The following is a 10,727-nucleotide window of genomic DNA, read 5'->3' on the forward strand; positions in this document are numbered from 1 at the left end:
GCTTCGCTCAGACAATCGCGATCCCTGATCCGCCTGAACCTGCGCTCCTCGGCGCAKACAGAAGGGCYAATCGGGAGCGGGGACYGAATACCGAAATACCAGGAAACCAATACCRACAAGGACACGCCATGGCGTGTCCTTGTTTCTTCWGGTRTTCGGGGTTCTGCCTTTGGCTGTTGGGAGTTCGGCTGTTCGGTATTCCGCCCCCCACCCCTTGTGKATGCGCCGAGGAGCGCAGGGCCAGACGGATCAGGGCAAAAACTTGTTTGAGCGAAGCGAGTTGTTTTTGACCCCGGCTGGACCGAGCACCGCAGGTTGCCCGTAGCGMAGCGMRGGGACGCAGGAACCAGGGTCGCCTTTTCTTTGCTTACTTTCTTTTGGCGAAGCAAAAGAAAGTGAGTTGCATGCCGGGCAACCCCCGGCCAGCAACCATCAGCTAAGAGCACGTAGCTGGGGCAAGACCCGGCCTAAAGAAACCGTTCCAACAACCGCCGCGACCCCCGGTCCAGAGCCGTCATATCCTTCACGCTGTACTGCACCCCCTGGCTGCCGGCAATCAGCAGCCCCGTGCGCCCCAGGCGGCGAATATCTTCTTCGCCCTTGAGCACAAAAGACGTCTCACCCCGGTCGGTCTCCACCGTCCACACGCTGGGGGTGGCAAAGGTCGAAACGCTTTTGAGCCGCGTGATTTCAGGCGCAAAGTCGCGCAGGGCCAGTTCTTCCTCCAGCAAGGTACGCGCTTGCACCGGCAATGCCTGCAGGTCTTCCACCCAGGCCACCTCGTGCCCTTCGGTGTTAATCAGTGAAATCCCTTCATCGGGCGCAGCCAGGGGAAAGGCCCGCACCGGCACCACGCCCACATGCTGCAGGCCACCGGCATCGACGAACACCAGCCGGCCCGACGCCGTGCGTTCCAAGGGAAAGGACAAAGAGGACAAAGAGGAAGAGGAGTTGGTCATGTGCAGTCCTTGGCTTATCGGTTGCCAGTGTGCTGCGCGGTGTGGGCCAGCTGCGAAGTGGCCACTGCGATAAGGCTTTGCGCTGCTTCCTCGCCGCCCTCTTCGCTGTCGACCTGCCGCGCCTGGGCTTCGTACAGCCGCCAGTAGGCGCCTTGCTGCGCCATCAGTTCGTCGTGCGGGCCCACTTCCACCACCTGGCCGCGGTCCATCACCACCAGGCGGTCGGCCTTGCGCAGCGTTGAAAGGCGGTGGGCAATGGCAATCGTGGTGCGGCCCTGCACCAGGTTGTCGAGCGCACGCTGGATTTCTTTTTCCGTTTCGGTGTCCACCGACGAGGTCGCTTCGTCGAGGATCAGGATGCGCGGGTTGATCAGCAAGGCCCGCGCAATCGAGATGCGCTGGCGCTCACCACCCGACAGCCCCTGTCCGCGCTCACCCACCAGCGAGTCATAGCCCTGCGCCAGCCGCAAAATGAATTCATGCGCATGGGCGGCACGCGCGGCCGCGACGATTTCAGCGCGCGTGGCGCCCGGCTTGCCGTAGGCGATGTTTTCGGCAATCGTGCCGAAGAAAAGAAACGGTTCCTGCAGCACCAGGCCGATGTTGCGGCGGTAGTCAGCCACACCGAAGCGGCGGATGTCGGTGCCGTCCACGCTGATGGAGCCGTCGCTCACGTCGTAAAACCGGCAGATCAGGTTGACCAGCGTGCTTTTGCCTGAACCGCTGTGGCCCACCAGTCCGATCATTTCGCCGGGGCGGATCTGCAGATCGAGCCCGCGAATGACCGAGCGGTTGCCGTAACGGAACCCGAGGTTCTTCATGTCGATGCGGCCTTCGAGCGCACCAATCTTCACCGGGTTGGCCGTTTCGGGCACGTTGGAGACGTGATCGAGGATGTCGAAGATGCGCTTGGCGCCGGCGGCGGCCTTTTGCGTGACGGAAACGATGCGGCTCATCGAATCAAGCCGGCCGTAAAAGCGGCCGATGTAGGCAATGAAGGCCGTCAGTACGCCGACGGTGATCTGCTGGCGCGACACCAGCCAGATGCCGAAAGCCCAGACCACCAGCAGGCCGACTTCTGTGAGCAATGAGACGGTGGGCGTGAACAGCGACCAGGTCTTGTTGAGCTTGTCATTGACTGCCAGGTTGTGCTGGTTGACCTCACGAAAACGCTGGGCTTCGCGCTTTTCCTGGGCAAAGGCCTTGACCACGCGAATGCCAGGAATCGTATCGGCCAGCACATTGGTCACGTCCGACCAGACGCGGTCGATTTTTTCAAATCCGGTGCGCAGCTTGTCGCGCACCACATGGATCATCCAGCCGATAAACGGCAGCGGCAGCAACGTCACCACGGCCAGCCAGGGGTTGATGGAAATCAGGATCACCGCGGTCATCACGATCATCAGCACATCGGTTGCGAAATCCAGCGCATGCAGCGACAAAAACACGCAGATGCGGTCAGTTTCCGAGCCGATGCGGGACATCAGGTCACCGGTGCGCTTGCCGCCAAAGTAGTCCAGCGAGAGCTCCAGCAGGTGGTCGAAGGTGGCTGTGCGCAGGTCGGCGCCGATGCGCTCGGACACCAGTGCCAGCAAATAGGTGCGCGCCCAGTTCAGCGCCCAGCCCAGCACGGCCGCGCCCAGCAGGCCACCCAGCAGCAACCCTACCTTCCAGGGCTCGATCCGCTGGCCGTTCTGGAACGGGATCAGGATGTCGTCCATCAACGGAATCGTGAGGTAGGGCGGCACCAGTGTGGCGGCGGTGGAAGCCAAAGTCAGCAAAAATCCGGCCAGCAGCTGGTAGCGGTACGGATCGGCAAACCGCCACAGGCGCAGCAGCACCCAGGTGGAAGGCGGCGTGTGCAGCTCGCGCGCGCAGGCCGGGCATTCCTCGCTGTCGGGCGGCAGCGGCAGGTCGCACTCGGGGCACAGGGCCGTGTCCTCAGCCAGCGCCGCGGCATCGCCTGCCGCCGGGGCCTGCTGCTGGGCAAACAGGCGCACCAGGCGCAGGGCCTGCACATTGGCACCCAGGGTAAACCGCCAGCTGGCCAGCCGCCGGCCCGCTTCATGCAGCTCCAGCGTGCCCACGCCGGCATGGTCGAAATGGCGCAGTGAAAGCCCGTGCAATACGGTGCCGTCGGCGTCCGCCGTGGGCCAGCTGGCCCATACGCCTTCAGGGCTGCAGGCCAGCAGCCGGCGGTCCGTCAGGGCCAGCAGGCCCCGGGCGAAATGAAGTTGGTTATCCAGGTCAACCACCAGCGTGCACAAAACGTTCTCTTGGGTTGCAAGTTGTGAGCGAAGCCCTGCCAGAACAGGGTCGGTAGGGCTGGAGTCGTCTGCCGGGTGGTTGTGTTGCATTGTGTTGTGGAAAATCTTGGCGTCCCGCATCTGGCGCGGCAGGGTATTCGCAGGTTCTTCGTAGTTGCGCGAATAGGCCCGAAACAGGGATTTTCGCCGAATGCGGCCTGAAGCGACCGGTTTGACCATATCAACCCCCTGAAAATGACGGAACCATCAAAATCGACCCCTGGCGGCCATCGCCGCGACAAAAACAACAACATAACGAGACACAGGGACCCACCGAGACCTTGACCGGCCTCACACTGAAATCCATCGGCCAGGGCCGAGCCTTGCTCCCCGGGGTGGCAAGGCCCAACCCTGCCGACAATTTTGCGAAAAATGAGCCCACAGGACGACATCAAGCTGCTGCGCATCAACTACCTGCGCGGTCCCAACATCTGGACCTATCGGCCCGTGCTGGAAGTCTGGCTGGACCTCGGCAGCCTCGAAGACTTCCCCTCCAACCTGTTGCCGGGCTTCAATGACCGCCTGGTCGCCCTGTTGCCGGCCCTCGTCGAACACCACTGCGGCGTGGGCGAGCGCGGCGGCTTCATCCAGCGCCTGCTGGAAGGCACCTGGTCCGGCCATGTGCTGGAGCATGTGGTCATCGAGCTGCTGAACCTTTCCGACATGCCGACCGGCTTCGGCCAGACGCGCAGCACCTCCCAGCGCGGCGTTTACCGCATGGTGTTCCGTGCCCGCGACGAGCAGGTGGCCCGCACCGCGCTGGCCGAAGGCCACCGCCTGTTGATGGCCGCCATCAACGGCACAGACTACGGCCAGGCCGGCGTGCAGTCTGCCGTCGAGAAAATCCGGACCAAGGTGGACGACTGCTATCTCGGCCCCAGCACGGCCTCCATCGTGGCCGCGGCCACCGACCGCCGCATTCCCCATRTCCGGCTGAACGACGGCAACCTGGTGCAACTGGGTTACGGCGCCAGCCAGCGCCGCATCTGGACGGCCGAAACCGACCTCACCAGCGCCATCGCCGAAGGCATCGCCCACGACAAGGACCTCACCAAAAGCCTGCTGGCCACCTGCGGCGTGCCGGTACCTGAAGGCCAGATCGTCGCCACAGCCGAAGAAGCCTGGGAAGCGGCCGAAGACATCGGCCTGCCGGTCGTCGTCAAGCCGTCCGACGGCAACCATGGCCGTGGCGTGTCGCTGGACCTCAAAACACGGGCAGAAGTCGAAGGCGCGTTTGAAGTTGCGGCACGGCATGGCAGCGAAGTCATGGTCGAGCGTTTTGTGCGCGGCAACGAGCACCGCCTGCTGGTGGTCGGCGGCCGTGTGGTCGCCGCCGCGCGCGGCGAAGCCGCCTGGGTCACCGGCGACGGCACCTCCACCGTCTCACAGTTGGTAGACGCACAGCTCAACACCGACCCGCGCCGCGGCGTCGGTGAAGACTTCCCGCTGGGCCGCATCAACACCGCCAGCGACGGCGCCATCATTCTTGATCTGCAGCGCCAGGGCCTGAGCCCCGAAGCCATACCGGCCGTTGGCCGCGAGGTGCTGATCCAGCGCAACGGCAATGTGGCCATCGACTGCACCGACCAGGTTCATCCTGACGTTGATCACATCGTGTCGCTGGCCGCGCGCGTGGTGGGCCTGGACATCGCCGGGGTCGATGTGGTGGCGCAAGACATCTCGCGCCCGTTGCACGAGCAAGGCGGCGCCATCGTTGAAGTGAACGCCGGCCCAGGCCTCCTCATGCACCTCAAACCGGCCGAAGGCGCGCCGCGCCCGGTGGGCCGTGCCATCTGCGACCACCTTTTCCCCGCCACCGACTCCGACAGCCCTGACGGCCGCATTCCCATCGTCGGCATTGCCGGCTCCAGCGACAACCAGCGCGTGGCGCGTCTGGTGGCCTGGCTGCTGCACCTGTCGGGCCGGCACACCGGCCTGGCCTGCCAGGGTGGGTTGTTCCTGGACCAGCGCTGTGTGGACGCATCCAACTGCGCCAACTGGGAAGCCGGCCAGCGCCTGCTGATCAACCGCGCCGTGCAGGCAGCGGTGTTTGAAAACGGCGCCGGCACCATCCTGCTCACCGGCCTGCCCTATGACAAATGCCAGGTGGGTGTCGTCACGGACCTGGGCGGCGCCGAAGGCCTGGCTGAATTCGACATCACCGAAGCCGACCAGATGTACAAGGTGATGCGCTCGCAGGTCGATGTGGTGCTGCCCGGCGGCGCCGCCGTGCTCAATGCCGCAGATCACCGCATCGCCGAAATGCAGGAGCTTTGCGACGGCGAAGTCATTTTCTACAGCACCGACCCCGAGACCCCGGCCATTGCGGCGCATTGCGCCAAAGGCGGCCGTGCGCTCTACCTGCGCCAGGACCAGGTCGTGCTGGCCACCGGCGCCAGCGAGGCTTTTTTGCCGGGCCTCGGCAAGCTTGCCGCCTGGCGCGAACGCCGTGGACTGTCCGAGGGTGGACTGCTGGCCGCCGTGGGCGCCGCCTGGGCGCTGGGCATCCCCCTCAATTTGATAGGCGCCGGCATGGAAGCCTTTGAAACCACCCCTAAAACCGCCGGGAGTGCCGAGTAATGGAAGTGTCCCGTATCCGGGCCCTGCGCGGGCCCAACCTCTGGAGCCGCCACACAGCGCTCGAAGCCATCGTTGCCTGCACTGCGGTGGAGTGCAATATCACGGGTCTGCCAGGCTTTGAGCCGCGCGTGCGCTCGCTGTTCCCCGAGATGGGCGCCTTCCGGCAGACCGGCCACGCAGGCCCCGTCTCACTGGCCCATGTGCTTGAAGCCGCCGCGCTGGCGCTGCAGACGGCTGCCGGTTGCCCCCTCACCTTCAGCCATACCGCCTCTACTGTTGAAGCCGGCACCTACCAGGTCGTGGTCGAGTACAGCGAAGAAACCGTCGGCCGGCTGGCGTTTGAGCTGGCGCAAGCATTGATCCACGCCGCCCTGCGCGACACCGCGTTTGACCTGGACGCCGCGATTGCCCAACTGCGCGCGCTCGACGAAGACGAACGCCTCGGTCCCAGCACCGGCGCGATTGTCGACGCCGCCGTGGCACGCGGCATTCCCTACCGGCGCCTCACCAAAGGCAGCATGGTGCAATTCGGCTGGGGCTCCAAACAGCGGCGCATCCAGGCCGCGGAAATCGACGCCACCAGCGCCGTGGCCGAATCCATCGCGCAAGACAAGGACCTCACCAAAAAACTGCTGCGCGCGGCCGGCGTGCCCGTGCCGCTGGGCCGCCCGGTCACCGATACGGACGATGCCTGGGCCGCGGCCCTGGAAGTGGGTTTGCCGGTAGTCGTGAAACCGCTGGACGGCAACCAGGGCAAGGGCGTCACCGTCAACATCACCACGCGTGAACACCTCGACACCGCCTGGAAGGCAGCCGCCGAATACGGCGAAGTCATGGTCGAAAAATTCCTTCCCGGCAGCGACTTCCGCCTGCTGGTGGTGGGCAACAAGCTGGTGGCTGCCTCGCGGCGCGAGCCGCCGCAGGTCGTGGGCGACGGCCTGCACACCGTGCGTGAGCTGGTCGACATCGTCAACCAGGACCCCAAACGCGGCGAAGGCCATTCCACCTCGCTCACCAAAATCCGTTTTGACGACATCGCGGTGGCCCGCCTGGAAGCCCAGGAGCTCACGCCCGAATCCATTCCCGCCAAGGGCCGGCGCGTCATCCTGCGCAACAACGCCAACCTGAGCACCGGCGGCACGGCGACCGACGTGACCGATGACGTACACCCGGCTGTGGCCGCGCGCGCCGTGGCGGCCGCGCAAATGGTCGGCCTGCACATCTGCGGCGTCGACGTGGTGTGCGAAAGCATGCTGCGCCCGCTCGAATCGCAAAACGGCGGCGTCGTGGAAGTCAATGCCGCGCCGGGCCTGCGCATGCACCTGTCGCCCTCCTACGGCAAGGGCCGCGCCGTGGGCGTCGCCATGATCGACGAACTTTTTTCCCCCGGTGACAACGGCCGCGTGCCGGTGATTGCCGTCACCGGCACCAACGGCAAGACCACCACCACACGCCTGATTGCCCACCTGCTGGCCGCCGACGGTCTGCGCACCGGCATGACGAATACCGACGGCGTCTACATCAACGGGCGGCAAACCGACAGCGGCGACTGCAGCGGCCCCAAGAGCGCGCGCAATGTGCTCATGCACCCTGACGTCGACGCGGCCGTGTTCGAAATCGCCCGTGGCGGCGTGCTGCGCGAAGGCCTGGGTTTTGACCGCTGCGAAGTCGCCGTTGTCACCAACATCGGCAGCGGCGACCACCTGGGCCTGAACTACATCACCACGGTGGAAGACCTGGCCGTGCTCAAGCGCGTGATCGTGCAGAACGTCTCGACCACCGGCTACGCGGTGCTCAATGCCGCCGACCCCATCGTCGCCGACATGGCGGCCACCTGCCCCGGCAAGGTGATCTTTTTCGCCGCCGACCGGCACCACCCGCTCATGGCCACGCACCGCGCACAAGGCAAGCGCACCGTGTATGTCGACGGCCCCATGCTGGTAGCCGCCGAAGGCGCCTGGGTCGAGCGCATCGCGCTGCAGGGCGTTCCCGTCACACGCGGCGGCACCATCAGTTTCCAGGTCGAGAACGTCATGGCCGCCGTCGCGGCCGCCTGGGGCGCCGGCATCAACTGGGACACCATCAAGCGCGGCCTCTCCAGCTTTGTGACCGATGCGCACAACGCGCCCGGCCGTTTCAACGTGATGGACTACAAGGGCGCCACCGTGATCGCCGACTACGGCCACAACCCCGACGCCATGCGCGCCCTGGTGGCCGCGGTCGACGCCATGCCGGCCACGCCAAGGCAGCGTCGCAGTGTCGTGATCAGCGGCGCAGGCGATCGCCGCGACAGCGACATCCGCGACCAGACCATCATCCTGGGCGGCGCGTTTGACGACGTCATCCTCTACCAGGACGCCGCCCAGCGCGGCCGCGCTGACGGTGAAGTCATGGGCCTGCTGCGCCAGGGCCTGGAAGGCGCCCACAAGGCGCAACGTACCAAGAAAATCGACGAGATCCGTGGTGAGTTCCTGGCCATCGACACCGCGCTCGCGCGCCTGTCACCTGGTGACCTCTGCCTGATCCTGGTCGACCAGGTGCAGGAGGCGCTGGACCACCTGGCCGCGCGCGTGAAAGAAGCCAAAGAGACAGTTGCGCACTAGCGTGTCAGGGTTGCCGGGCAAAACGGAGAGCGGCGCGGATGAGCTGCACCGCTTTTCGCAGCCCGGCAAGCCAGCAGTGAATACGCAGGACCCTGAATTTCAATCAAAAAGAGGCTACAACCCAATCAGGACGAGCGCAAGCAGCTCCTGAATTAATAGCAAAGCCAGGCACCCTGCCCGCGTTAAACTTGCCCCATGACCTGGAACGCGACCCTCGCTCTCGACTACACCCACCAGGCCGGCAAGACCCTTGCCCACTTTCGCCATAGCGGACCCCTGCGCATCCTGCAAAGTCTTTACCCCGAAGGCGACGCGATTTGCCATAACGTCATCGTGCACCCACCCGGCGGCCTGGTCGGCGGCGACACGCTGGACCTGGCCTTCAGCGCAGCACCCGGCACACACGGCCTCATCACCACGCCCGGTGCCACCCGCTTTTACCGATCCGCCGGCGAGCCCGCCCTGCAGCGCACCCGCCTCGACCTGCAGGCCGGCGCCCGCATGGAATGGCTGCCGCTAGAAGCCATTTGCTACAACGGCTGCCTTGCCGAAAACCGCCTGACCATGACATTGGCGCCCGGCGCCGAACTGATCGGCTGGGACGTCACCGCCCTGGGCCTGCCCGCCGCCAGCCTGCCGTTCGAGAGCGGCAGCTTTCGCCAGCACATCGAAGTGCCCGGTGTCTGGCTCGAGCGCGCACGCATGGATGCCGCAGACACCTTGCTGATGAACAGCCCGCTCGGCATGGCCGRCAACCGCTGCCTCGCGTCACTCTTTTTTGTGGCCGGCAGCAAGCTCGAGCGCCATCGCCGCCAGCTGGCGCTGGACTGCGCACGTGACGTGATGCAGGCCCACCCGCTTGCCGCGTACGCCGGCGCGACCAGCCCCGACGGGCAGGTCGTCGTCATCCGTGTGCTGTCACCGGTGGTTGAACCTGCCATGGCCTTGCTCAAGCAGGTCTGGCAAGCCTGGCGCACACAGCTCTGGCAGCTGGCGCCGTCCACCCCGCGCATCTGGTCAATGTAGTGCTGTAACTGCCCCTGCAGGCTGTACAAGAAACCATCTTCAGAAAATTCGTTACGCCTGCCCCTCAGCTCAACGGGTTTTGTAGTCTTTAGTTAGCCGTTACCCGCGCGAACCCCGGCCCATCAAAAGCCGCTGAAAGACCTGTCCTACAGGCGAATGGGCTTAGGGCACGGCTTACCCGGACCTTTTCCTTTCATGGCCGTTTCAGGTAGCGGCCCAGACTCCCTTTATCGATATCCATCGAGTTTCGAACAAGGAGTTTGACCATGACCTCATCCCTGAATTTCCGCCTTGCGCGCATTACCGCCTGTTTCGGCGCCGCCGCCCTGCTTTCCCTGGGCGCTGCTGCCCAGATTGCTTCCGGCACCACCGGGATCGACGCCACGGGTGACGCCAGGAGCGAAATGGCCGCGTGTAACAACGGCAAGACCCAACAAGACCGGGCAACCTGTATCACTGAAGTGAAGAACGCCAATGCCGCCAAACGTGCCGGCAAGGTCGACAACGCCAATGGACAGTTTGCCGCCAATGCATTGAAGCGCTGTGATGTCTTCAAGGGTGAAGACCAGGTCGCCTGCCAGGCCCGTATCGTGGGCTATGGCAAGGCCGAAGGCAGCGTCGCCGGYGGCGGTGTGGTTCGCGAAGTTGAAACCGTTGTGGTGCCCCCAGGCGCCACCAACGTGCGCGTGCAGCCGCAGACCTCGACAGACATTGTGGTGATCCCGGCGCCCGTCGCCTCACCGCCGCAATAACCAGTTGCCACTCGCTCCGCCGGGGTTTGATGAATTCACCGGATGGAGCAGAAGCAAAGGTGGGCCGCTTGCGGCCCACTTCTTTTTTGTGCGCGTTTTGTGGGCAGGTTTTCCATGTCACCGGTTTCTCCAGGCGACGAATCTTTCATGCGCCGCCAACGCAGGTAATCTCCCCGTAAAGTCCACCCCGGCAATGCATTTCGGGTGCATGATGGGGAGTACCGTCGCGCGTCCACTGCGGGACGCCAGCCCCTTGTCCCCCGGCCATCACCCGCCACGAAAGCATCCATGCAAAAACCCTCGAACACCTCGCCCGAGAAGCCACAACTGGCGCGCGCGCTCGAAAAAAACGATGCCGTGCAGGACACGGTGGAAAGATCGGCACAAGAGCTACTGCTGATCAACAAGGTCCTCGAAAAAGAAATTCCACCCGCGGTCAAAACGGGTGACGTTGCGATGGCGCTGGTAAAAACCGCGGAACTGGAAGACAAAATCCAGAGC

General features: G+C 64.6%; 7 protein-coding genes. 5 read left to right on the top strand and 2 right to left on the bottom strand.

Features of this window, described 5'->3' with window-relative positions:
- Nucleotides 1-467 precede the first annotated feature (467 nt).
- Together AC1D1X_RS07270 and AC1D1X_RS07275 are read right to left on the bottom strand one after the other, a co-directional pair.
- Nucleotides 468-959: a cyanophycin metabolism-associated DUF1854 family protein gene (locus AC1D1X_RS07270; RefSeq protein ID WP_477668161.1), complete on the bottom strand. Its 492-nt coding sequence runs from the start codon at nucleotides 957-959 to the stop codon at nucleotides 468-470.
- A gap of 14 nt (nucleotides 960-973) precedes the next feature.
- Nucleotides 974-3,316 carry a cyanophycin metabolism-associated ABC transporter gene (locus AC1D1X_RS07275; protein WP_477668910.1) on the bottom strand — a complete coding sequence of 781 codons (2,343 nt, stop codon included), beginning with the start codon at nucleotides 3,314-3,316 and terminating at the stop codon, nucleotides 974-976.
- A 321-nt stretch (nucleotides 3,317-3,637) separates the two neighbouring features.
- Here AC1D1X_RS07275 and AC1D1X_RS07280 point away from each other — a divergent pair, with 321 nt between their 5' ends.
- The 5 genes from AC1D1X_RS07280 to AC1D1X_RS07300 form a co-directional block, all read left to right on the top strand.
- On the top strand, nucleotides 3,638-5,845 hold the full coding sequence (locus AC1D1X_RS07280) for a cyanophycin synthetase (protein ID WP_477698057.1): 2,208 nt from the start codon (nucleotides 3,638-3,640) through the stop codon (nucleotides 5,843-5,845).
- Nucleotides 5,845-8,448 carry a cyanophycin synthetase gene (cphA, locus tag AC1D1X_RS07285; protein WP_477668163.1) on the top strand — a complete coding sequence of 868 codons (2,604 nt, stop codon included), beginning with the start codon at nucleotides 5,845-5,847 and terminating at the stop codon, nucleotides 8,446-8,448. The genes AC1D1X_RS07280 and cphA overlap by 1 nt, the downstream gene beginning before the upstream one ends.
- A 195-nt stretch (nucleotides 8,449-8,643) precedes the next feature.
- Nucleotides 8,644-9,474 carry an urease accessory protein UreD gene (locus AC1D1X_RS07290; RefSeq protein WP_477698058.1) on the top strand — a complete coding sequence of 277 codons (831 nt, stop codon included), beginning with the start codon at nucleotides 8,644-8,646 and terminating at the stop codon, nucleotides 9,472-9,474.
- Between the two features lie 266 nt (nucleotides 9,475-9,740).
- Nucleotides 9,741-10,226, top strand: coding sequence for a hypothetical protein (locus AC1D1X_RS07295; RefSeq protein ID WP_477668165.1), 486 nt, complete (start codon nucleotides 9,741-9,743; stop codon nucleotides 10,224-10,226).
- A gap of 288 nt (nucleotides 10,227-10,514) precedes the next feature.
- On the top strand, nucleotides 10,515-10,727 hold a 213-nt coding region (locus AC1D1X_RS07300), incomplete at its 3' end, for a hypothetical protein (protein ID WP_477698059.1).

This window comes from Polaromonas sp. P1_G4 (assembly GCF_056405475.1).

Coding starts and splice junctions, on each gene's coding strand:
- AC1D1X_RS07270 (WP_477668161.1), bottom strand. CDS start 959: ATGACCAACTCCTCTTCCTCTTTGTCCTCTTTGTCCTTTCCCTTGGAA.
- AC1D1X_RS07275 (WP_477668910.1), bottom strand. CDS start 3,316: ATGCAACACAACCACCCGGCAGACGACTCCAGCCCTACCGACCCTGTT.
- cphA (WP_477668163.1), top strand. CDS start 5,845: ATGGAAGTGTCCCGTATCCGGGCCCTGCGCGGGCCCAACCTCTGGAGC.